23 protein-coding genes are annotated in these 24,621 nt (G+C 34.2%); 20 read left to right on the forward strand and 3 right to left on the reverse strand.

The features are described from left to right. The first annotated feature begins 3 nt into the window (after positions 1–3). The gene (locus ABXQ82_RS08550; protein ID WP_367057800.1) at positions 4–2,376 is read left to right on the forward strand and encodes a GAF domain-containing protein; all 2,373 of its coding nucleotides are present in this window, start codon (positions 4–6) and stop codon (positions 2,374–2,376) included. Here ABXQ82_RS08550 and ABXQ82_RS08555 read toward each other — a convergent pair. Beyond that, positions 2,373–3,569: a Pycsar system effector family protein gene (locus ABXQ82_RS08555; RefSeq protein WP_367057803.1), complete on the reverse strand. Its 1,197-nt coding sequence runs from the start codon at positions 3,567–3,569 to the stop codon at positions 2,373–2,375. The genes ABXQ82_RS08550 and ABXQ82_RS08555 overlap by 4 nt on opposite strands. Before the next feature lie 208 nt (positions 3,570–3,777). On the opposite strand from ABXQ82_RS08555, the gene msrB reads away from it, so the two are divergent. From msrB to ABXQ82_RS08600, 9 genes are all read left to right on the forward strand, one after another. Beyond that, positions 3,778–4,224, forward strand: coding sequence for a peptide-methionine (R)-S-oxide reductase MsrB (gene msrB, locus ABXQ82_RS08560; RefSeq protein ID WP_367057806.1), 447 nt, complete (start codon positions 3,778–3,780; stop codon positions 4,222–4,224). A gap of 96 nt (positions 4,225–4,320) precedes the next feature. Further along, a complete protein-coding gene (locus ABXQ82_RS08565; protein ID WP_367057809.1) occupies positions 4,321–4,842 on the forward strand; it encodes a TlpA disulfide reductase family protein in 522 nt (173 codons plus the stop codon). A gap of 3 nt (positions 4,843–4,845) precedes the next feature. Beyond that, positions 4,846–5,097: a glutaredoxin family protein gene (locus ABXQ82_RS08570; RefSeq protein ID WP_367057812.1), complete on the forward strand. Its 252-nt coding sequence runs from the start codon at positions 4,846–4,848 to the stop codon at positions 5,095–5,097. A 54-nt stretch (positions 5,098–5,151) separates the two neighbouring features. After that, the gene (locus ABXQ82_RS08575) at positions 5,152–6,714 is read left to right on the forward strand and encodes a protein adenylyltransferase SelO (protein WP_367057815.1); all 1,563 of its coding nucleotides are present in this window, start codon (positions 5,152–5,154) and stop codon (positions 6,712–6,714) included. Between the two features lie 45 nt (positions 6,715–6,759). Further along, positions 6,760–7,254 carry a peptide-methionine (S)-S-oxide reductase MsrA gene (msrA, locus tag ABXQ82_RS08580; RefSeq protein WP_367057818.1) on the forward strand — a complete coding sequence of 165 codons (495 nt, stop codon included), beginning with the start codon at positions 6,760–6,762 and terminating at the stop codon, positions 7,252–7,254. A gap of 83 nt (positions 7,255–7,337) precedes the next feature. Then, positions 7,338–7,883, forward strand: a complete 546-nt coding sequence (locus ABXQ82_RS08585) for a peptide-methionine (S)-S-oxide reductase (RefSeq protein WP_367057821.1) — start codon at positions 7,338–7,340, stop codon at positions 7,881–7,883. Then, entirely contained in the window at positions 7,852–9,072 is a 1,221-nt protein-coding gene (locus tag ABXQ82_RS08590) for a bifunctional alpha/beta hydrolase/OsmC family protein (RefSeq protein ID WP_367057824.1), read from the forward strand. Before ABXQ82_RS08585 ends, ABXQ82_RS08590 begins: the two co-directional genes overlap by 32 nt. Continuing rightward, entirely contained in the window at positions 9,072–10,037 is a 966-nt protein-coding gene (locus ABXQ82_RS08595; RefSeq protein WP_367057827.1) for an aldo/keto reductase, read from the forward strand. Before ABXQ82_RS08590 ends, ABXQ82_RS08595 begins: the two co-directional genes overlap by 1 nt. 39 nt (positions 10,038–10,076) lie before the next feature. After that, positions 10,077–13,772: a metallophosphoesterase gene (locus tag ABXQ82_RS08600; RefSeq protein ID WP_367057830.1), complete on the forward strand. Its 3,696-nt coding sequence runs from the start codon at positions 10,077–10,079 to the stop codon at positions 13,770–13,772. Here the strand turns inward: ABXQ82_RS08600 and ABXQ82_RS08605 are convergent. After that, the gene (locus tag ABXQ82_RS08605; RefSeq protein WP_367057833.1) at positions 13,769–14,563 is read right to left on the reverse strand and encodes a hypothetical protein; all 795 of its coding nucleotides are present in this window, start codon (positions 14,561–14,563) and stop codon (positions 13,769–13,771) included. The two genes, ABXQ82_RS08600 and ABXQ82_RS08605, sit on opposite strands and share 4 nt — an antisense overlap. Before the next feature lie 85 nt (positions 14,564–14,648). Between ABXQ82_RS08605 and ABXQ82_RS08610 the strand changes: the two genes are divergently transcribed. The 10 genes from ABXQ82_RS08610 (at position 14,649) to ABXQ82_RS08655 (ending at position 23,401) form a co-directional block, all read left to right on the forward strand. Beyond that, positions 14,649–15,521, forward strand: a complete 873-nt coding sequence (locus ABXQ82_RS08610) for an acyl-CoA thioesterase II (RefSeq protein ID WP_367057836.1) — start codon at positions 14,649–14,651, stop codon at positions 15,519–15,521. After that, a complete protein-coding gene (locus ABXQ82_RS08615) occupies positions 15,521–16,204 on the forward strand; it encodes a glycerophosphodiester phosphodiesterase family protein (protein ID WP_367057839.1) in 684 nt (227 codons plus the stop codon). Before ABXQ82_RS08610 ends, ABXQ82_RS08615 begins: the two co-directional genes overlap by 1 nt. Beyond that, positions 16,204–17,412, forward strand: a complete 1,209-nt coding sequence (locus ABXQ82_RS08620; RefSeq protein WP_367057842.1) for an NAD(P)/FAD-dependent oxidoreductase — start codon at positions 16,204–16,206, stop codon at positions 17,410–17,412. Before ABXQ82_RS08615 ends, ABXQ82_RS08620 begins: the two co-directional genes overlap by 1 nt. 250 nt (positions 17,413–17,662) lie before the next feature. Beyond that, entirely contained in the window at positions 17,663–19,009 is a 1,347-nt protein-coding gene (locus tag ABXQ82_RS08625; protein WP_367057845.1) for an IS4 family transposase, read from the forward strand. 166 nt (positions 19,010–19,175) lie between these two features. Further along, a complete protein-coding gene (locus ABXQ82_RS08630; protein WP_367057848.1) occupies positions 19,176–19,421 on the forward strand; it encodes a hypothetical protein in 246 nt (81 codons plus the stop codon). Beyond that, positions 19,411–19,683: a type II toxin-antitoxin system RelE/ParE family toxin gene (locus ABXQ82_RS08635; protein ID WP_367057851.1), complete on the forward strand. Its 273-nt coding sequence runs from the start codon at positions 19,411–19,413 to the stop codon at positions 19,681–19,683. Before ABXQ82_RS08630 ends, ABXQ82_RS08635 begins: the two co-directional genes overlap by 11 nt. Continuing rightward, complete coding sequence (locus tag ABXQ82_RS08640; RefSeq protein ID WP_367057854.1) at positions 19,684–20,214, forward strand: DUF1697 domain-containing protein; 531 nt, start codon at positions 19,684–19,686, stop codon at positions 20,212–20,214. It abuts the gene before it with no gap. Positions 20,215–20,376: 162 nt separating this feature from the next. Continuing rightward, positions 20,377–21,486, forward strand: a complete 1,110-nt coding sequence (locus ABXQ82_RS08645; protein WP_367057857.1) for a diphosphomevalonate decarboxylase — start codon at positions 20,377–20,379, stop codon at positions 21,484–21,486. A 28-nt stretch (positions 21,487–21,514) separates the two neighbouring features. Next, positions 21,515–22,444 (forward strand): mevalonate kinase, encoded by a 930-nt coding sequence (locus tag ABXQ82_RS08650; RefSeq protein WP_367057860.1) that lies wholly within the window; start codon positions 21,515–21,517, stop codon positions 22,442–22,444. A 54-nt stretch (positions 22,445–22,498) separates the two neighbouring features. Next, positions 22,499–23,401, forward strand: a complete 903-nt coding sequence (locus tag ABXQ82_RS08655) for a geranylgeranylglycerol-phosphate geranylgeranyltransferase (protein ID WP_367057863.1) — start codon at positions 22,499–22,501, stop codon at positions 23,399–23,401. 2 nt (positions 23,402–23,403) lie between these two features. Here the strand turns inward: ABXQ82_RS08655 and ABXQ82_RS08660 are convergent, their stop codons facing one another. Beyond that, on the reverse strand, positions 23,404–24,582 hold the full coding sequence (locus tag ABXQ82_RS08660) for a hypothetical protein (protein ID WP_367057866.1): 1,179 nt from the start codon (positions 24,580–24,582) through the stop codon (positions 23,404–23,406). Positions 24,583–24,621 lie beyond the last annotated feature (39 nt).

A 24,621-nucleotide genomic window follows, 5' to 3' on the forward strand; every position in this document is an offset into this window, starting at 1 on the left:
GACATGGATATTAACGACAACATTGAATCGCCAATGGTGCTTAAAGTTGGTTTTAATAAACTGCTTCAGCATTATGAGAATTTAGCGAAAAGCGATGATGAATTTTTGTCAACTAAGGCAAAGCGAGTTTTAAAATCTGCGGAGCCATATCCTGAGTTGCGAGAAGGTTTTAGTGATATTCAGGTGCTGAATGACAGGGAAAAAGAAATTAGTATCATTCTACAAGATTCTTTTGCTCCTATTTTAACTAGAAATGAGATTAAAACGGCTTCGGTACCATTTCACGATATGATTTTCAATTCATCTGAACGTTTTAAAAACATCATAAAGACAGCGGGAGAAGGATTCGAATTAAACATTAAAAATATGCCAGAAGATGATAGGTACATTATAGCGTGTACTATCATTTTAAATTTCTGTTATGGCTATAACCTGAACTTTAAGCGTCCGTTTTATTATGAAATCCCAGATGCTAATGGGATTCTTAGATATTACAAAATTCTGTACAATGCTGATTTTTGTGAAATAGTGCCAACAGGTAAGGCTAAAAAAATTACGCAAGAGGATTATGACCAACTTTTAGATAACTTTGAAAACCTTGCCCTTTGGAAAGAAAAATTCCCTCCTGACAGTTATATTTTTAAAGGATTCGTGATTTCGAATATTTTTGATGTTACCGAAGACCAATCTATATCAAACATAAAATCCAGTTTAATTGGAGAGGATAAAAGGAAGGATGAAGGTTTTATGGATGGCTTTCATGAAATCTTTAGATCGCTATTGGGAATTAACGATATCAAAGTCGGGTTTTCAATTTATAACGAGGAAGAAAACACTTTCGAACGTGTTTACGGGGTAGGAATGAGTAGTTATCTTTTAGGAGATCGAGAAAACGAGAAGTGTTCTGATGCGCTTTGTAGTTGGTCATATAACAGACTTTTAAATGAAAATAAATATTTTTCGGTCTCAGATGTAGATAAGATGTTTAAAATAGCAAAAGGACGTGCGCCACACATAACAAGCTTGCACGAACAAGGCATAAAAAGTGCCATTTTTGCGCCTATTGCTAATGATGAAGGTTTAATGGGGATTATAGAAATTGTGTCTCCAACCCCTCAAATGCTTAACAGTATCAATGCTAATAAGTTGACAGACGTTATGCCTTTTATTGTATCGGCTGTTGAGCGTTCTAAGAATGATGAAGAAAACTTAATAGAAGCCATTATTCAAAAAGAATGTACATCTATTCACCCAAGTGTACATTGGCGTTTTGCTAAAGAAGCTAAAAATTTCATTAAAGATGAAATGGAAGGAAAAGAAGGGTCGTTCAATAAGATAGCTTTCGATAACATCTACCCGCTCTATGGACAGATTGATATTAAAGGATCATCTGAAGCTAGAAATAAAGCCACTAGAGAAGATTTAACACTTCAGCTACAAGCTATAAAAAGTGTTTTGGACAAAGCTTTTGATATTGAAGCGTTACCCATATATGAGCAATTTATTTATCAGATTAACACGTATCAAAAAGGACTTGACGAGCATTTTCAAGTAGATAGTGAGCAACAAATTTCAAGTTTCTTCAAACTAGATATAGAGCCGCTATTAAAACATCTTTATCAAATTGATGCATTAAAAGAAGACATCCAAAGGTATTATGATAGTATTGATGATAAAGTAAACGTATTGTACAAACACCGAAAGGATTATGACGATACCATTGCAAAAATCAATGTAGAAATGGCGTCTTTATTAGATAAAAAGCAGGTTGAAGCACAACGGATGTACCCGCATTATTTTGAGCGTTTTAAAACCGATGGTGTTGAACATAACATGTACATCGGCGAATCCCTTACAAAAGAAGATAGCTTTAATCAAATTTACCTATACAACTTGCGTTTATGGCAGTTGCAAGTGATGTGCGAAATGGAGAATGCCTATTACCAAATGCAATCTGATTTTCCTGTCTTGCTAGATGTGGCATCTATGATTTTGGTATTTAGCCAACCTCTATCAATTAGCTTTAGAATGGATGAAAAACAATTTGATGTTGATGGCACCTATAATGCACGTTATGAGATTGTGAAGAAACGTGTAGATAAGGCATACATAAAAGGAACTACTGAACGCATTACTCAAAAAGGCAAAATAAGTATTGTGTATTCTCAAAAGCAAGACGAGGTAGAATATTTAAGTTATGTGAAGTTTTTACAGTCTAAACATTATTTAGACAACGATATTGAAATAGTAGAACTTCAGGATTTACAAGCCGTAACAGGACTTAAAGCTATTAGGGTAAGTGTGCTCTATCATAAAAATGAAGATGATAAAGCCTTTTATACTTACGACGATTTAATGAAGGAGATTAAGGCTTAAACTACCCCACCAAAATATTTAAAAGCAATTGCAAAAGCAATCACACTCACTATGATCCCTATCATAAAAACGGAATATGTAAGTCTTAATATTTTGTACTTTTTGTCGAGTACTAAGCCTAAAAAGTATAAATCTTTTTTCATAGATGAATACAGATAATCCCGGTCTTGCATCATTTCGCCCATAGCCCATTCAAAATCCTTCAAGCTCATTTTATGAAAGTTTCCGAAGAATAAAAGGTTTACTTTTTTATTGGCAACATCTTCTTTAGTAAATTTTCCGCTGGTCACATTTGGTCTGGTAGCCAAAATAGATAGTATGATAGATGCAACGGTAAATCCAACAAATATAACCGTGGGCCAAATTAAATAATCATTTGAAGGGTTATCCAATTTAGAAACCAAGTTGGATAATACCAAAGAGACTATAATGGCATTTACTGATAGTAAAATATTGGCCTTTGTATCGGCAATATTACTTAAAGTGATATGGTTTTTAAGCGTCACTCTAAACATGGTTTCAATACCGCGTTCGGGCAATTCCACCTTATTCTTTTTAAAGCTTAATTCTTCTTTTTTTTGCTTGAGTTTTTTATTGTCAACGTCTAACTTCTTTCTTAACTTAAGTAACTCCGAAAGGTTTTTCCCTTTCCGTTTATCCCAACTCAATGCCGCTTCATTGGTATGGAACCGATGTTTTGTTGAGAGAAAATCAATATTTTCATCTAGCCATTCTATTTCGGTAAATGTCTTATTACATTGTAATTCCCATTCTTTTCTAAGAAGTTCAGAAATTTCCAGATAGTTTTTGCTTCCAATATGAGAGCAATCGGCATCTCTAATTATTTTTTCTAATTGATTATTAGGAACAGCATCTATTTTTGTGGCTAAAATTAAATCACAAATAACCTTGATATCTGCTTTAGGACAGTTTTGCGATTCTAAAAAATCTTTCGCAATAATTACACTTTCATCTTCATGGTTCTTAACACCTTTTGTAAAACCGGTATCGTGCAACCACGCCGCAGCTAAAAGTAAGTTTTTTTGGGCTTCATCAATATTGGAAAGTTCAGCTAAGGTTTTAGCATCTTCTACAACACGTTGTGTATGTGTAAGGTTATGATACGTAAAAGAGGTGTCTAATTTTTCGTTTAAAAAATTAACTACAAATTTTTCGGTGTCTTCAATCAACATATTTAGAAGTGTAACTATTTATTAAGTAAAAATACTAAACTTTAAGAACATTAAAATAATGTGCTTATAACGTTATATTTTGTCGTAAATTCCATTAATGCTTTCAATAAAACGAAATAGAATTGAGATTGTAAGTTTTTAAATCTAAGTTCGACTTACAATACTGTTGAAAGCATATATTAATTTAACAAAGAAAGGACAAAAACATATGCTAACTTGGAAAGAAGTCATCAACTTTTCCGTAAAAGGAAACCCAACTCCGGACAAACGAGTTGAAAAATCACAGGCCGAATGGCAAGAACTGTTAACTCCAGAGCAGTTTAGAATTACAAGACTTAAAGGAACCGAACGCCCACATAGTGGTGCTTTGTGCAGTATTCATGAAGCAGGAAAGTACAACTGTGTGTGTTGCGATGCGCCGTTATTTGATTCAACAATTAAGTTTGAATCTGGTACAGGATGGCCTAGTTTTACGCAACCTATTAAGGAAAACGCCATCAAATACGAAAGGGATACAGCCTTCGGAATGGTGCGCGTTGAGGTCATGTGCAATACTTGTGATGCACATTTAGGACATGTATTTCCAGATGGCCCAGAACCTAGCGGATTGCGGTATTGTATTAATTCAGAATCGATGCAATTAGAAAAAAACTAAAAAATTAGCAAGATTTAATTCCTTTCCTTTTTAAGGAAGAGATACTTAACCTGCAAGGTTTCAAAAACCTTGTAGGTTTACAGAGAAATAGAGATAATGAAAATTAAATTTAAAGAAAGGGACAATTATATGTCAGATCAACTTGAGCATAAAAACGTATTTAAAGCTCCAGAATTTGAAGTCAATAACTGGATTGATACAAACGGAAATAAAACCGAACCCATAAAACTTTCAGATTTTAAAGGTAAATTTAAGGTGGTGTATTGTTTTCAAAGCTGGTGCCCTGGGTGTCATAGTAAAGGCTTGCCGGATTTAAAGAACATGGTAAATGCCTTAGAAGGGAATGAGAACGTTATTTTTCTAGCAGTTCAAACTGTTTTTGAAGGCCATCATGAAAACAGGTATGAAAAGATGGTTGAAACGCAAAAGCAATATGAGCTAAAGATTCCTTTTGGACATGATGCTGGCGATGATGGTAAATCTATTTCAAACATCATGAGGAATTACCAAACAGGAGGAACACCTTGGTTTTTGTTTATTGATAAACATGATAATGTGGTGTTTTCAGATTTTCATTTGAATCCAGATGCGGCTATTGAGTTGCTGAAAACAATGTAAATCATGATGCTTGAAATTAAACTTTATGGTGCTGAAAGGTGCCATAAAACGCAATATTACATGAAATATTTAGAGGATTTGAGTTTAGAATATCAATTTTTAGATGTTGAATCACATGAATCTCATGCAGAAGCATTGAGGAGTCTTTACAAAAGCAGAAAACTTAATTTTCCAACCTTGACTATTGGAAAAAAGAAATTGAGAAACCCTTCCGATACCGATTTAAAAAAATGGCTTGAGAAGCTAATTAACTAATTTAAAAAGACCTGTCAGGTTTTTAAAACCTGACAGGTCTAAATGAGAACGTAAATGAAACTAAACATAAAAGATAAATTCACGGCAGCATTACCAGCAGACCCAATTTTGGAAAACACAAGACGACAAGTGTCAAAAGCCTGTTTCTCATATGTATTACCAAAACAAACAGCAAAACCAGAATTATTACATGCATCTCCAGAAATGCTTAAAAATCTAGGATTATCAGAAGCTGATTCAAAAAGCGAAGCGTTTCTAAATGTATTCACGGGAAACAAAGTTTTAAATGACACAACCCCTTATGCGATGTGTTATGGCGGACATCAATTCGGGAATTGGGCAGGACAATTGGGCGATGGTCGTGCTATAAATTTATTTGAAGTTGAGCACGACACTAAAAATTGGGCATTACAATTAAAAGGTGCAGGAGAAACACCTTATTCAAGAACTGCCGACGGTTTAGCGGTATTACGTTCATCCATTAGAGAGTATTTATGTAGTGAAGCGATGCATCATCTGGGAGTGCCTACAACACGCGCATTATCTCTAGCATTATCTGGCGATAGGGTTTTAAGGGATATGATGTACGATGGTAATTCCGCATACGAGAAAGGCGCCATTGTGTGTAGAACAGCCGAATCTTTTTTACGCTTCGGAAACTATCAAATTTTTGCTGCAAGACAAGATAATGAGACGCTTAAAACGTTGGTAGATTATACGATTAAACATCATTTTTCACATTTGGGAGAGCCTTCAAAAACAACATATATTAAGTTCTTTAAAGAAGTTTCAAATCGAACTTTGGATATGATAATCCATTGGCAACGTGTTGGTTTTGTCCACGGCGTGATGAATACCGATAACATGTCCATTTTAGGATTAACCATAGATTATGGCCCTTATGGCTGGTTGGAAGGTTATGAATATGGTTGGACACCAAACACTACCGATAGACAACATAAACGCTACCGTTACGGCAATCAACCCAATATTGGATTGTGGAATTTACTGCAATTAGCAAATGCTATTTATCCTTTAGTTGAAGATGCTGAACCTTTGGAAGCCATTTTAAATCAATATAAAACTGATTTTGATAAGAAGTTGCTAAACATGATGCGCTCTAAATTAGGCTTTCAAATTGAAGATGAAAACGACCAAAAGCTAATTCATGAATTGGAAGATATTTTGCATCAAACGGAAACAGATATGACTATTTTCTTCAGAAATCTGAGTGATTTTAAAATTGAAAATGCTTCAGAAGGGTTGGGCGTCATTCATGATGCATTCTATAAATCAGATGAAGTTGTTGGAAATATTGAAAAACGATGGAATGATTGGTTTCAAAATTATGCTGAAAGATTAAAGAAAGAAACAATTTCAGATGAAGAAAGAAAGGAGGGCATGAACACCGTTAATCCAAAATACGTACTACGAAATTATATGGCACAATTAGCCATTGATGATGCCGATAAAGGCGATTATAAATTAATAGACGAATTATTTAAAATGCTTAAAAAACCATATGATGAACAACCAGAATATCAAAAATGGTTTGCTAAGCGTCCCGATTGGGCACGTCATAAAGTGGGCTGTTCCATGTTGTCCTGTAGTTCGTAATCGGATAATTAAAAAAACATAAAATTTTAAAGTGAAAAAAAAATTATGAGCAATTATAAAAAAGCATATATAGCAGGAGGCTGCTTCTGGGGAATGGAAGATTTATTTAGAACACGTCCAGGCATTATAGATACAGAAGTTGGATACCAAGGCGGCGAAAATGAAAATCCGACATATAAAAATCATCCGGGTCATGCCGAAGCTATCGAACTGACTTACGATCCAAACGAAACATCGTTTAGGGAAATATTGGATTACTTTTTAAGAATCCATAACCCTACAACTATCGATAGACAGGGCAATGATAGAGGGTCTAGTTATAGGTCGGCCATATTTTTTCAGAATGAAGAAGAAAAAAAAGACGCCGAAGACATCATTAAAATTGTGAACGATTCTGGGAAGTGGGACGGCCATGTTGTAACCACTTTAGAACCTTATGCAACGTTTTGGAAAGCAGAATCAGAACATCAAGATTACTTGGTGAGAAACCCGAATGGTTATACCTGCCATTTTGAAAGATTTGAAGAACCTTTTATATAAATTCTGTTTTTCTAGACCTGACAGGTTTTTAAAACCTGTCAGGTCTTCGCGAACAAAGTACTTTTCAATTTAAAACTGTAATAATGCTACAAACACCAAATAAAATAGCTTTAGGCGGCGGATGCCATTGGTGTACCGAGGCGGTGTTTCAATCTTTAGTAGGGGTTTCAAAAGTAGAACAAGGTTTTGTAGCTTCAACAGGAGACCATAGTTCTTTTTCAGAAGCGGTTATTGTACATTTTAATGCTGAAGACATTTCACTTAAAACACTTATTGAGATTCATTTATACACACATAAAAGCACATCAAATCACAGTATGCGAACTAAGTATCGTTCAGCAGTTTATACGTTTTCAGATGAACAAAAACAGAAAGCTGAACAAGTTTTAGAAAGATTTCAAAATCAATTTGAACATAAACTGATAACAAAAGTTTTACCTTTTCAATCATTTAAAGGGTCGCGAAAGCAAATACAAAATTATTATTTCAATAATCCTGAAAAGCCTTTTTGTGAAACATTCATCAATCCAAAGTTGAAAATTCTTTTAAGCCAATTTTCAAATTATGCCAACCAAAATAAATTAAAACATCTAAAAAATGAGCAGTATCAAACTGAATATTCAGAATAAAAAAGGACATAAACTGCAAGCTTATTTAGAATTGCCAGCAGATGAAAAGCCACAGTATTATGCCATTTTTGCACATTGTTTTACCTGTAGTAGTACTCTAGGTGCTGTAAAAAATATCAGCAAATCGCTTACTAGTCATGGATTTGGAGTGGTGCGTTTTGATTTTACAGGTTTAGGAAGAAGTGAAGGCGAATTTTCCGAAAGCTATTTTTCTGCAAATGTGGACGATTTAATTGCGGTTAATGATTACTTAAAGGAGAAGTATCAATCGCCAAGTTTATTAGTGGGGCATTCATTAGGTGGTGCTGCGGTAATTGTTGCGGCATCTAAATTAGAAAATATAAAAGCAGTCGCTACAGTTGGAGCACCTGCAACGGCAAGTCATGTCACGCATTTGTTTTCGCATGGTATTGAAGAAGTTAAAGAGAAAGGCGAAGTTGAAGTGAATATTGGTGGCAGACCATTCAAAATCAATGAAGAATTTGTTGAAGATTTTGGAAAAACGGATTTACCAGAAATTACTAAGAATTTAAGAAAACCATTATTGATTATGCATGCGCCTTTTGATCAAATAGTGGGTATTAAAAATGCCGAAAAATTATACCACCGAGCGCATCACCCTAAAAGTTTTGTGAGTTTAGATGGTGCTGACCATCTGCTATCAGATTCAAAAGACAGTAGATATGTTGGGAACATGATTGGTACTTGGGTGCAACGCTATTTTGAACAGAAAGACAACACGATGTTGGATACCAAAGGCGAACAATTGGTAGCACATTTAAACCTAGTTGAAGATAATTTTACGACATCGATTCAAACCAAAAAACACAATTTTATAGCAGATGAACCTGCAAGTATTGGAGGTGACGATTTTGGACCATCGCCTTACGATTTTTTAAGCGCAGGACTAGCGGCATGTACGGTTATGACACTTAAAATGTATGCGCAACGCAAAAAATGGGATTTACAAGAGGTTTATGCATATATTACGTATTCTAAAAAACATAGTGACGATTTAATGTTAGAAATAGATGAACCAACAAGAATAGACCATTTGCAAAAACGATTAAAATTTGTCGGTAATTTAGATGAACAACAAAAAGCCAAATTAAAAGAGATTGCTTCAAAATGTCCAGTACACAGAACATTACTATCCGATACCATTATTGAAACAGAAGTTATAGATTGATGAAAAAAAATTCGAAAACACAAATAGGATTAGGTTTAGCAGCTTTGGGCAGGCCGGAATATATAAATATTAGAACTGATAATTCAATTGATAAATCGGAAGAAGCTTTTAAAAAGAATGCTTTTTCGGTTTTGGATGAAGCTTATAAATTAGGAGTTCAATATTTTGATACAGCACCATCTTATGGTAAAGGCGAAGCTTTTTTACAAGAATGGAATCAAAAAAACAAGCATTCTGATGTGGTTTTAGGAACAAAATGGGGCTATACTTATGTAGCTAATTGGGAGTTAGGTTTTTATGGAAAACATGAAGTAAAGGAACATTCTTTAGAGAAGCTGCAAGAGCAATGGGAAGTCTCAAAACACATGCTTCCAAAGCTAAAATATTACCAAGTGCATTCCGCAACTTTTGAAAGTGGTATTTTAAAAAATGAAACTGTCTTAAATCAGCTTTACGCTATCAAAAAGGAAACAGGACTGCATATTGGAATCACAACTAGTGGTGCAAACCAAAAAGACGTCATTGCTGCTGCTTTAAAAGTAAAAGTTAATAATGAAGATTTGTTTGATAGTTTTCAAGTCACGTATAATGTCTTTGAACAATCTACTTTTTCTATTTTAAACGACCTTTTAAAACAAGGTAAAAAAATAATCATCAAGGAAGCTTTGGCAAATGGGCGTGTGTTTCAAAATAAAAAATTTGAACATTATAAACCTGTTTATGACATTTTAGAAGGTCTATCAAAAAAGTATGATGTTGGAATTGATGCTATCGCTTTACGTTTTGTAATGGATAATTTACAACCAACTTACGTGCTTAGTGGTGCTTCAAATACGATACAATTAACTCAAAATTTAAAAGCTCTAAATTTTAATTTTACGTTAGAAGAATTACAATTACTCAAAACTTTAAAAGTAAATCCAGAAGGGTATTGGAATGAGCGAAGTGCATTACATTGGAACTAAATAGAATTATTATCTTTAATGAATTAATCCAACCAATCGATGAATTTTCAAAAATCAGCACTTTTAGTAATCCTCATATTTATTCTAAATGCTTGTGCGACCTATAAGTCTCAATATAGGGATAAGAATTTGCAAAACTCTTTTCCAAATAAAGAAATAGCGCATACATTTTACCTAATTGGTGATGCGGGTATTTCAGGAGATCCAGAGTCTTCACAAGCTATAAAAGCATTTAAAACAGAACTTTCTGAAGCTTCAAAAAATAGTACGGTGGTTTTTCTAGGTGATAATATTTACCCAAAAGGATTGCCTAAAAAGGACGAGAAAGGTCGTGCTTCCGCCGAAAATCAACTAAATGCTCAAATTGATGCAGTTAAAGATTTTAAGGGTGAAACTATATTTATTCCCGGAAATCATGATTGGTATAGTGATGGCTTAAAGGGTTTAAAGCGACAAGAAAAATACATTGAAGATGCTCTTGGGAAAAATAAATTTTTGCCAGAAAACGGTTGTCCAATTGAAAAAGTGGATATCTCGGATGATATTGTTATGATTGTTATTGATTCGGAATGGTATTTAACAAACTGGGATAAACACCCAACAATAAATGATGATTGCGAAATTAAAACCCGATTTAAGTTTTTTGAAGAGCTGGAAAGTTTAATTAAAAAAGCGCGGGGAAAAACGACTATTATCGCGATGCATCACCCCATGTTTACCAATGGGCCACATGGCGGACAATATGATTTTGTGTCCCACTTAAAACCAATCCCGGTTTTAGGAACCTTAAAAAATATACTTAGAAAAACAAGCGGTGTATCTCCTGCCGATTTGCAAAATAAAAAGTACAATACCTTTAAAAAGCGTGTTGTAACCTTAGCTCAAGAAAATGATAAAACACTTTTTGTTTCTGGTCACGAACATAGTTTACAGTATTTGATTCAAGATAATTTACCGCAAATTATTAGCGGTTCAGGCTCAAAATCCACAGCTACCCGTAATGTAAAGGATGCCTTTTCATCAAGCGATTCTGGTTATGCGAGATTAGATGTGTTTACAGATGGGTCATCGATCGTTCGCTTTTATTCAGCCAAAGACGATAAAGTGCTTTTTCAAACAGAAGTATTTTCAGAAGATAAAAAAGAACATATTTCCAGTTACGATGATTCTTTCCCTAATCAAAAAAGCGCATCGGTTTATTCTGAAAAGGAAGTCACAAAAAGTGGTTTTCATAAATATATTTGGGGAGACCGTTACAGAAAATATTATGGCGCAAAAGTAAATGTGCCAACAGTTAATTTAGATACCCTATTTGGTGGATTAACACCAACAAGAAAAGGTGGTGGACACCAATCTAAATCACTTCAATTGATGAATAAAGAAGGGAAGCGCTATGTGATGCGTGCCATCAGAAAAAGTGCCACGGTGTATTTGCAGGCCATGGCTTTTAAAGATCAATATATAGAAGGACAGTTTGATGGAACGGCTACCGAAAGTTTATTACAAGATTTCTATACAGGATCACATCCTTATGCGCCTTTTGTAACAGGTGGTTTATCCGATGCGGTTAATTTATACCACACAAATCCAGTTTTATATTTTGTGCCTAAGCAAAATGCTTTAGCGCGTTTTAATCAAGACTTTGGAGATGAATTATATATGATAGAAGAGCATGTGTCTGATGGTCATGGAAACCTTAAAAGTTTTGGAAACTCAAATAAAATTGAAAGTACCGACGATTTGATGAAGAAACTCCGTAAGGACGAAAAATATGTTGTAGATGATGACATGTTTCTAAGAGCCCGATTATTTGATATGGCAATAGGCGATTGGGATAGACATACGGACCAATGGCGTTGGGCAGAATTTAAAGAGGCTGGTAAAGTGGTTTACAGGCCAATTCCGAGAGATAGAGATCAGGCATTTTCCAATATGGGAGATGGTGCTTTAATGAATTTGGCAACCCGAATTGTACCACCTTTAAAACTCATGGAAGGGTTTAATGATGACGTTAGAAATGTAAAAGGATTTAATTTTAGTCCGTTTTCTTTGGATATGATGTTGCTCAATGAAACCACAAAAAAGCAATGGAAAACGCAGGTAGCATTCATTCAAAAAAACTTAACCGATGAAGTTATTGATAATGCATTTAAAGCGTTTCCAAAAGAAGTTCAAGACGAAACTGTTACGGAGATAAAACGAGTACTAAAAGCTAGGCTTGAAAATCTTCCAGATATAGCTGATAGATATTACAAAGCACTCAATAAAACACCACTAGTAAGAGGCACCGATAAAGATGATTTATTTGAAATTGAGCGCATACCAAATGGCGATACCAAACTAACAGTATATCGTATCAAGAATGGTAAAAAAGGAACTGTTTTACATCAAAAGATTTATAATAAAGAAGACACCAAAGAGATCTGGATATATGGTTTAGATGATGATGATGTTTTTAAAGTTACTGGAGAAGGCGATAATGGTATTAAATTGAGGCTCATTGGAGGTCAAAATAATGACACCTATACTATTGAAAACGGGAAGAAAGTTAAGATGTATGATTATAAGTCTAAGAAAAATACATTTACTACCAGTAAAGGCAGCAAAAACTTAACCGATGATTATGAAACTAATATCTATGATTATGCAAAACCTAAAAATAGCGCAAATCAATTTATGCCGCTATTAGGTGCAAACCCAGACGATGGTTTTAAAATTGGTGTTTTAAATACACTTACCAACTATGGTTTTGAACGTAATCCGTTTAGTTCTCAGCATACCATTTCTGGAGCGTATTATTTTGCCACAAGCGGATTCGATTTTGAATATAATGGTGAGTTTGCAAATGTAATTGGTTCCTGGAATTTGGGGTTGAATGCTAAATTCACAAGTCCTAATTATGCTATTAATTTCTTTGGTTTTGGGAATAGTACACCCAATTTAAATAGTGATGACGAAGATAATTTTGATTTGGACTATAACCGTGTAAAGTTGAGTACACTAAAATTTGCGCCATCATTAAATTGGAGAGGCGAGTTAGGAGCACATTTTAAACTAGGATTGAGTTACGAATCTATTGAAGTTGAAGAAACAAGCGATCGATTTATAAATACTTTTTATGTAGCAAACGGAGAAGATAACCAGAAGGATTTTGTCGGCGTTGAAGCTATGTATAGTTATCAAAATAAAGATAACGAAGCATTTCCTACTTTAGGCATGCAGACCAGTATACAATTTGGTTATACCTCTAATTTAAAGGAATCAAAAGGGTTTGCGTACTTTATTCCAGAACTTGGATTTGATTATAAACTAGTGTCTAGTGGTCAGCTCGTTTTTGCAACACATGCAAAAGCGCATCTTATTTTTGGTGATGATTTTGAGTTTTATCAAGCAGCAAATTTAGGCGCAAATAACGGACTGCGAGGATATAGAAACGAACGGTTTTCTGGTGAAAATTCATTTTATCAAAGCACCGATTTGCGTTTAAACCTTCGAAAAGTTAAAACAGGATTATTGCCATTAAATATAGGTATCTATGCTGGTTTTGATTATGGGCGTATTTGGGTTGACAATGAATTGGTTTTAAATAATAATTCCTTTAATTCAAACATGTGGAACACTTCAATAGGTGGCGGTGTATTTGCAAATGCTGCTGATATTCTAACCTTAAACCTGTCGGCTTTTAATAGTGATGATGGCCTGCGTTTAGCTTTTAAAGTTGGGTTTGGGTTTTAGTTTAATTTAAACCCATACAAATTCCCGCCTTCACTTTTATTTTTTTCATCTGTAATAAAAACTGTTGTATTGTCTTTAAAACAAACACCTTCTTTTTGGGAGTTGTGATCGAATTTTAATTCTTCAATAGCACCTTTAAAAAAATTATCAGATTTAAAGTTTGTGATTTTCCAGAGCTTGTCATGGTTTAAAAGCACAATGGTTTTTCCGTCATCACTTATATCTGCTGAAGTAATTTTAACGCGTTTTCCTTTCAACTTAAAATCTGTAATTAATTCCGCAGTATGTTTTCCTATGGTATTGGGTACTTTTAAAAGCACACTCGATTTGTTTTCCTTACTGAAAATATAGAAGTAATTATTAAAAAGAAAAAAGGCTTCAAAATCTTCGGAATTCATTTTCTTTGGCAACATAAAATTAATCCGTTCTGCTGTTGTTTTATCCGCATCTAAATTTGAGACTTTATAAATTGTAAAATCATCACGATTTCTACTGTTATTACCAAAATCGCCAATGTATAAATTTCCTTTGTTATCTGAAGTTAAATCTTCCCAATCAATATTGCTAGAGTTACTGATATCAATGTCTTTTACAATATTTCCTTTTAAATCTAATCCATAAATATTATTTTTGTTTCCAGAATCTTCGATAGTCCAAAGTAAGTCTGAATTAATGACTTTTTCTATAGCCGAAGCCTCTTTCAAACTACTCGGTAAATCTGCAATGACAGTCAATTTTCCAGTATCGCAACTAGAAAAAATAAAAAAGAATAAGGTTAGAAATTTATTCATTTTAGGTAGTAAAAATTTATAGTGTTAAATTTACAGAGATATTTCGGTATTAAAATTAATAATTTCGAGAATCATTTAACAATATATGACAACAGTAAACGATTTATTAAACCTTTTAGTATTAGAAAAAGTAAACGATAACACGTTTAATGGCGTAAGTAAAACCGTTGGCAGCCCTATTGTTTTTGGTGGTCAGGTGTTGGCTCAAGCCATAAATGCCGCAAGCAGAACCATTAAAAACGAAAGAGTTTTACACTCAATGCATTCCTATTTTTTAGAGGCAGGAGATTTAGAAATCCCGATTACATATAATGTAAGTGTCGTTAGAGATGGAGGGAGTTTTTCAGTAAGACGCGTTACAGCACATCAAAATAACACAACAATATTTATATTATCAGCTTCATTTCATAAAAAAGAAACGGGATATAGTCATCAAACTGAAATGAAGTCAGGTTTAAAACAACCAGAAGAATTATTGAGTTGGACGGATATGCTAAAACAATACGGTGATTTTTTACCAAAAAGTTTGAAAGCTTTTTTTCAAATTGAACGTCCTATTGAATTTAAACCCACTAAATTTGTAAATCCGTTAGAAAAAAAAGACCTACCACCATATTATGATGTTTGGTTCAAACTTAAAGGCGATGTGAAGGATTTGGATTTGGTAACAAAACAGCAAATTTTGACTTACGTTTCCGATTATAATATTTTGGTTTCTGCGCTTAATCCTCATGCTAGTAAAGCACATTGGGGCAATACGCAAACCGCAAGTTTAGATCATTCTATGTGGTATTTTAGAGATTTTGATTTTAACGATTGGTTACTTTTTTCTATAGAATCCCCTAGTGCTTCAAATGCCAGAGGATTTGCCAGAGGAAATATTTTTACAAGAAGCGGAAAGCTAATTGCCTCAGTAGCACAAGAAGGGTTAATGAGACCTAAAAATTTAAAAGAATAATGATGAAACCGATGAAAATAGGCCATAGAGGCGCCAAAGGACATTTTGCAGAAAACACATTAGAATCTATTAAAAAAGCCCTAGAATTAGGTGTTGATGGTATTGAAATAGATGTACATAGATGTGCTACTGGACAGCTAGTAGTATTTCATGATTTTACTTTAGATAGAATGACAAATGGCACCGGTGAAGTCTCAAAACACACGCTAAAAGAATTAAAAAAAGTGGTTGTTAAGGGGTATTGTCAAATTCCAACCTTGTCGGAAGTTTTAGCTTTTGTAGATAACAAATGTCTATTAAATATTGAACTAAAAGGACAGGACACAGCTAAGGAAGCGGCTAGATTAATCACGTTTTTCGTTGAAAAAAAGGGATGGGAATATAAGAATATTATCGTATCTAGTTTTCAAAAGAGTTTATTGGAAACAGTTTATAAAATAAACGATAAAATTCCTTTGGGAGTACTTACAGACCTCAATATAGAAGATGCTGTTAATATCGCCAAAGCGATAAAAGCAGTCTCTATTCATATAGATTACACCATGTTAACTCCCGAAATTGTTGAAGAATTAAAGGAAGACTACAAAGTGTTTGCTTATACGGTAAACAACTTAAATCCTATAAAACGCATAAAATCTTACGGCGTAGATGGGATGATTTCTGATTTTCCCGATAGGTTATAATGCATAAAGACGTTATAATTATTGGTGGTGGTGCAGCAGGTTTTTTTGCAGCAATTAATATAGCTGAACAGAACCCAAGTTTAAAAGTAGCCATTTTAGAACGTGGTGCAGCGGGACTTACCAAAGTAAAAGTTTCTGGTGGCGGACGCTGTAATGTGACGCATGCCGAATTTATTCCGCAAGAATTAATTCAAAATTATCCGAGAGGCGAAAAAGAATTATTAGGGCCTTTTCATCAATTTATGACGGGCGATACCATAGAATGGTTTGAAAAACGAGGTGTGGAGCTTAAGATTGAAGACGATGGGCGCATGTTTCCAGTTTCAAATTCATCACAAACGATTATCGATTGTTTTTTAAATGAAGCTGAAAAATATCAGGTTGAGGTGTTTTATAATCATTCGGTAAAATCTTTAGAGCAAAAGAACGAACTATTTCATATCGAAACTTCTCAAGGGAACTTTTCTTCAGAAAAAATTTTAATAGCTACAGGAAGTAACCCTAAAATCTGGAAACTTTTAGAAGATTTAAGGCATACCATTTCACAGCCTGTACCTTCGTTATTTACCTTTAATATAGAAGACGATAGAATAAAAGATATTCCAGGAGTTGTCGCTAAAGATGTTGAAGTTAAAGTTTTAGAAACCGATTTATGGAGCGAAGGCCCGTTATTAATTACCCATTGGGGCATGAGTGCGCCATCCATTTTAAAATTGTCTGCTTTTGGAGCTTTAGAATTTGCAAAAAGAGATTATAAATTTCAGATAGAAATAAATTTCATAAAAAAGTCTTTTGAAGAATGTTTAGACACTTTAAAAACTTTGAAACAAGATTTAGCTAAAAAGACAGTATTCAAATCCACACAATTTGAACTTCCAAAACGCCTATGGCATAAATTGGTTTTAGCTTCAAATATGGTTGAAGACACTCGTTGGGCAGATTTGAATAAGTTGCAACTAGAAAATTTAGCAAGCCAATTGACCCAAGCCATTTTTAACGTTAATGGAAAGAGTACGTTTAAAGAAGAATTTGTAACCGCAGGAGGTGTGAATCTTAAAGAAGTTAATTTTAAAACTTTTGAAAGTAAGTATATTAAAAACTTATTTTTTGCAGGAGAAGTGCTAAATATTGATGCGGTTACAGGAGGGTTCAACTTTCAAAATGCTTGGACCGGGGCTTATATTGCTGCAAAATCTATTGCGCAGTAGTTTCCCTTATAAAAAGACGATAAAAAGGTTTTTGTGAATTTAATAATTAAAACCGGCTAAACACCTCCCTTACTCCCTCCTTGTTAGGACTAATCTTTATACACAAAAATTTTTTGTTTTTAATTATTTAACTATCTGATTTTCAATGAGTTAAATTTGTTTATTGTCTTAATTTTGCTTATCTTTAAGTATGGTAAACAACTGTTACAAAGGGTTTTACAGCGATATTTCTCCTGATAAACGTCTAGATTTGAGATTAGAATTAATAGCAACCGATTTATTACTTTCGGGGAGCTCCACGGTAAATAAAGCCTCTGGCAACCATGCATCAAAAACAGCATTTTACAGAACTTTGAAGAACAAGCGTTTTGACCATAACGATGTCCTGTTGGGCAGCTTTCGTAAATGTTCGCAGAACATTGATGTAGGCCATGTTCTGTGCATTCAGGATACTACTGAGTTTAATTACAATCACGTTATAGATAAGATCGGCAAGGATGATGCTGACATAGGCCCCACTACCAATAAGGATACCGCTGGTCTTTTCTGTCATCCTGTTTTGGTGTGCGATCCATCTGGTCTGAATATCTACGGTTTGGGCTCTGCCTCTATTTATAATCGCAAATGGGACCAAAAAGATAAGTACGAGCGCAATTACCAACAACTTCCCATTGAGCAGAAAGAATCCTATAGATGGATTGAAAATGCGCAGAATGCCCGTTCGCTTATCTCCAAGGATGTAAATATAACCGTGATAGGTGATCGTGAAAGTGATATCTACGAAGAGTTTGTACAGCTCTCGGACAGTAAAACCGATTTATTGGTGCGCTCGAGGGTTGATCGGATAATAGAGGGCCCTGCCAAAAAGCTATACTCCAAAATAAGCGAACAGCCACTGGCAGGCACCTCAAGTGTCGAGCTCTCGGGAAATAAAAGCCGAACCAAGAGAACGGCATTATTGGAAATACGATATTGCGAAGTTGAGATAAGAGCGCCCAAAACTTACAAAGGCCCGCAAAGGAGCTTTAAACTGCATGCCGTTGAGGCAAGAGAGGTGACGCCCAACCTGCCTAAAGACCAAGACCCCATACTTTGGAGGATCATAACTACCCATAAAGTGAATAATCTGGAACAGGCCCGGCAATGTATAGCCTGGTACAAACAGAGGTGGCTCATAGAAGAGCTTTTCCGGGTAATGAAAACCAAGGGCTTTAAGATAGAGAGCAGTCAGCTGGGAAGCGGTTCATCCATTAAAAAGCTCATATCCTTCACCCTTGAAGCGGCACTCAATATCATGCGCATCAAACTTGCTTTGGGAAGTGAACATAATATGCTGGCAGACATGGTCTTTACAGATAGGCAGATCATATTTATGTCGTTGCTAAACAGCAGGCTTGAAGGCAAGACCACCAAACAAAAGAACCCCTACAAAAACAAGTCCCTTGCCTGGGCATCATGGATTATAGCTCGATTAGGCAAATGGTCAGGATATAAATCACACGGCCCCCTGGCTATATCTCCATTAAAAATGGATACGACTCTTTCAATAATCAATATCAAATCTTTGAACTACTCTATGATAAATAAATGTGTATAAAGATTAGCTCTAAAAAGAGGGGATTAAGGGGTGTGTCGATTAAAAGTTTCTATATTTATTTCTCATTTTCCATATATCTTCTTTAAAATTAGAAAGCACTTAAATTAAAAAACTCAGCACAATTAAATATTATTTTTATATATTTGATATATAAAACATATATACAATGAGCAAAACAAAAAAACTTATTGAATTAGACGACAAAGCCATTGAAATTCTCGAAAAACAAGCAAAACTTCAAAAACGCTCGTTAAAAAATTATATTGAATATACTTTGGAAGATACGGCTCTACGTTACTCCGAACCTTCAGAAGCATATAAAGCCATGATGGACGATATGATTGAAAGAGATAAAAAAGGAGATTTAAAAACACATTCGTGGGAAGATATAAAAGCACAATATGGCAAATAAGCATATTCAGTTTACTGAAGAAGCACGAATAGAATTCCATAAGATTAAGTGTTTTATGGATTTCAATGGAAAAGCAGATGAATTTTGGGAAGATTTAGAGCGACAAATAAAAATGATATCCGATTTTCCAGAAGCATTTCAAGTTCGCTATAAAAATGTTAGAATTGTTCCTTTAGAAAAATTTAATTATTCTATTCATTATGTTATTAAACCTAATGAAATACTAGTTTACCGTTTTCTCAACCAAAAACAAAATTTTTAAATGCACACATACATCGCACTTTTAAGAGGTATAAACGTTAGTGGTCAAAAGAAAATTCCAATGGCGGAACTTAGAGAATTACTCTCGAAAGCAGGATTAAAAAACGTTCAAACTTACATTCAAAGTGGGAATGTGGTTTTTCAATCTTCAGAAGAAAGCAAAGAAAAATTAGAACTAAAAATCCATAATGCCATTAAAGCCCATTTCGGATTTGAAGTGCCAATTTTAGTAAAAACGCCAAAAGAATTACAGCAAATATTTGATGATTGTCCGTTTCCAGAAGATAAGAAAATAAATAGCTATTTTATGATGTTATATTCTGCTGCCAACAAGGATTTAGTTAACGAAGTATCAAAACTATCTTATCCAAATGAAGCATTTAAAATAACTGATAATGCTGTCTATTTCTATTGTTCTACAGGTTATGGCAAAGCAAAATTTAGTAATAATTTCTTCGAACGTAAATTAAAAGTTACAGCTACTGCAAGAAACTATAAAACTATGGTAAAGTTAGTGAAACACGATTTTTAGAAGTCTAAGAAACAGATGCACTTAAAATTGTTAGTTGAACTAATCCCACTTTATTAGCGGGATCTACGTAAGAAAATAGTTTATTAAGGTTTGTTTTATGTGGTGCGATAAGGGCTATAATTATTGATGTCTTTTATTATCTTTGTCGGCAGAATAATTGTCATGACAGAAAAAAAATTTATTCCAAAACCCTATTCAAATTCTATTGAAAACGGAAGTTTCACTTGGTCATCTCCTAGTAATATTGCATTGGTAAAATATTGGGGAAAAAAGGAACATCAAATTCCTGAAAATCCATCTATTAGTTTTACGCTCAATAATTGTAAAACCACTACCACTTTGAGTTTCTCGAAAAATAAAAACAACAATAATTTTTCTTTTGAAGTATTTTTAGATGGCGAAAAAAAAGACGATTTTAAACCAAAAATAGAAACCTTTTTTAAACGTATTGAAGCATATTTGCCTTTTTTAAAAGACTATCATTTTAAGATTGAAACGTCCAATACATTTCCACATAGTTCCGGAATAGCATCTTCAGCATCGGGAATGAGTGCTTTGGCATTGTGTTTAATGAGTGTTGAAAAACAATTAACCACTAATACTGCCGTTCCGAGCGCAGAAGAGGAATCTCAAAACGAATCATTTTCCATTCAAAAAGCATCCTTCTTAGCCCGCTTAGGCTCAGGAAGTGCATGCAGAAGTTTAGAAGGCGATTTGGTAGTTTGGGGAAAGCACAAAGACATTCAAGGAAGTTCAGATCTATTCGGTTTAAAATATCCTTATCAAGTACATCAGAATTTCAAAAATTATCAAGACACTATTTTATTGGTTGATAAAGGCGAAAAGCAAGTTAGTAGTACGGTTGGTCATAATTTAATGCATGGACATCCGTTTGCTCAAGAGCGATTCAAACAAGCCAATAAAAACCTTTCGGATATGGTTTCAATATTGAAAGATGGCGATTTAGATAAATTTATTGCTCTAGTTGAAAGTGAAGCCTTAACGCTTCATGCAATGATGATGACGAGCATGCCCTATTTCATTTTAATGAAACCCAATACGTTGGAAATTATCAACAAGATTTGGGATTTCAGAAAGGAAACGGATTCTAAAGTATGTTTTACTTTAGATGCAGGAGCAAATGTACATGTGTTGTACCCCGAAAATGAAGCAAGCGAAGTTTTGCACTTTATTCAAAATGAATTAGTTGCATTTTGTCAGAATGGTCAGTATATTAACGATAAAATTGGTTTTGGAGCAAAACTGTTGTAATTTTGCATCACCAAATCACAAGTAATTTATGAAAGGACCTCTCTTTTACTCAAAAATTCTACTCTTCGGAGAGTATGGAATCATCAAAGATTCCAAAGGATTATCAATTCCTTACAGTTTTTATAACGGTGCTTTAAAGAAAGATGAAAATCCTTCAGAAGAAGCTATAAAATCAAATGAAAGTTTAAAGCGATTTGCTGCTCACATTCAAAGTATAGATAATGATATAGTTCGTTTTGATAATGAACAATTGCAAGAGGATGTGAATTCAGGAATGTATTTTGATTCTTCTATCCCACAAGGCTATGGCGTAGGAAGTAGCGGCGCATTAGTGGCTGCACTTTATGATAAATATGCTTTCGATAAAATTACGGTTCTGGAAAACTTAACCAGAGAGAAACTTTTAAAATTAAAGGCGATATTTTCTGCAATGGAATCTTTTTTCCACGGAAAATCTTCTGGTTTAGATCCTTTGAACAGTTATTTGAGCATTCCAATTCTTATTAATTCTAAAGATAATATTGAAGCTACAGGTATTCCTGCACAACAAAGCGAAGGCAAAGGCGCGGTGTTTTTATTAGATAGCGGAATTATTGGCGAAACAGCACCCATGGTAAGTCTGTTTATGGAAAGCATGAAACAGGAAGGTTTCAGAAAAATGCTTAAAAATCAGTTTATAAAGCGTACCGATGCCTGTGTTGATGATTTCTTAAAAGGCGATATTAAGTCTTTATTCAAAAACACAAAACAACTATCAAAAGTAGTGTTAAATCATTTTAAACCTATGATTCCTAAGCAATTTCATGAGCTTTGGAAAAAAGGTATCGAAACTAATGAGTATTACTTAAAACTCTGCGGTTCTGGCGGTGGTGGTTATATTCTTGGATTTACCGAAGATATTGAAAAGGCAAAACAATCGCTTTCAGATTATAAATTGGAAGTGGTTTATAACTTCTAAACTTCATATACTGTCATCCTGAACTTGTTTCAGGATCTCATCAAACTTTTTCAGATGTTATCTAGAAGACAGAAACACATTCTACTTAAATTTTTTAGCATGTTTTCTGTGGTTAGAGGCTACAATATACTTATTGTTGTCATCGCTCAATACCTCACAGCTGTTTATATTTTAGCTCATGATAAGCCTTTGAAAGAAGTTCTTTTTGATGTGAATTTGCTAATGCTCGTACTCGCATCAGCAGCAACAATCGCCGGAGGCTATATTATTAATAGTTTTTACGATTCGGAAAAAGATTTAATAAACCGCCCCATTAAATCAAGGCTGGATAGATTGGTAAGTCAAAATACAAAACTATCATTTTATTTCACACTCAATTTTTTGGCGGTAATTATGGCAAGTTATGTGTCCTTTAAAGCTGTCATATTCTTTTCAATTTACATTTTTGCGATTTGGTTTTATTCGCATAAATTAAAAAAAATGCCTTTTGTAGGAAACTTAACTTCCGCAATTCTCACCATTACCCCATTTTTTGCCATTTTCATGTACTATAAAAATTTTGAAACGGTAATTTTTGTACATGCTATTTTCTTGTTCATTATGATTTCAATGCGAGAACTGACCAAGGATTTAGAGAATATTAAAGGCGATATTGCCCAGGGTTATGTAACTATTCCCGTTGCTTACGGAGAAAAAACCTCTAAAATAATGCTGACTATTTTAGCAGTTTTAACTTTTGTGCCAACCTATTTATTGCTGTTTCGTTTTGAAATAGGCTATATGTATTTTTTCTTCTATCTCAGTATTTTTTTGCTGGCTGTATTTCTGTTATTGCTCTGGAAGTCCAAAACAAAAATACAGTATCTTATTCTACATAACATTCTAAAATTCATCATTCTAGCAGGGGTTTTTAGTATTCTTTTAATTGATGTGAGCGTTATTTTGAATAGGATTTAAACCTACTCGAAAGACCAGATTATTTTTTTAATTCCAGACCAGTTACTGTATAACGGAACGGCGGCTTTGATATAAAGTAAATAGATGTCGTTATCTTTCATGGTCATGCCCCAAGTGGCTTGCTGGTCGTCAAAAGCACCAAAAGAGTTTTTCAAAATAGGGTCTGTAGGGCTTGAGACATCTAGAACAGATAAATCGCTTCTGCCCGTATTTACAAAAAGCAATTCGTTTTCGGCATCATACACCATTTGATTCGCATGCCCTGGACTGTTCCACCATAAATTATTTAAAGATTGACATTCCCATGGATTCCACCAGCCAATAAGTTTTGCAGTATTGATATCTGAAATATCCCAAATTTCAACACCACAATAGTCCACCGCACAATAGGCTAAATTGCCATTAATAATAATGTTGTTATAAGCTTTAGGAGTATTCTCTATTGATTCGAAGTTATGAAATTTTCCAATTTCATTAGGCAGTTCTTTATTGCTAATATCTATAATTCTAATGCCTCCAGCATCGTAACATAAATATAATTTGTTGCCAACAACACTCATTCCTCTAGCGTTAGGAATTTGTGCACTATCGGGATTTTCAACGGGATAGTTTTTGTTAGGCGTATAATCCGATGTTTCTATAATCGATTTCGGGTCTGAAATATCAAAAATAAAGAACCCATATTCCATAGCGCCCAAATATGCATAATTGCCTTCCACTATAACAATGGCACTTCCAGCAAGAAAGTCGTCACTTTCCCAAGTATCTTCCACAACTGGGTTTTTAGGGTCGCTTATGTTTACTATTGCCAAACCTGATTTCGCACCATTTTTTCCATCAAAGAAATCGCCTAGAGCTAAATACAGATAATTGCCTTTTTGAAAAATATGCATGGCATGTAAACCTTTTAAATCTCCAATAGGTACATTGGCAACTTGAGTTGGTTTATCGTCTTTTTGGTCGCTAAAAATAAGCAATCCGCCACCTTTTGCTGCAAGATAAAAATAAGGTCTGTTTGCTTTATCATAAACCATTCCTTGGGGTAAAAAAGCTGGAATTTCTTGTTCCCATTTTGAAGCGAAAACGACTTCAGTTCCAATAGGAGGGCTTTCAGTAGTGTCGTCGTTAGACGAACATGAGACAAAAAATAAGAGGCTTAAAATTATAAGTAAAGATTTCATTCTGTATGGGTTACAATTATAAGTTTATACAATTTACAA

Origin of the sequence: Algibacter sp. 2305UL17-15 (assembly GCF_040720935.1) — a bacterium.
GTDB lineage: Bacteria > Bacteroidota > Bacteroidia > Flavobacteriales > Flavobacteriaceae > Jejuia.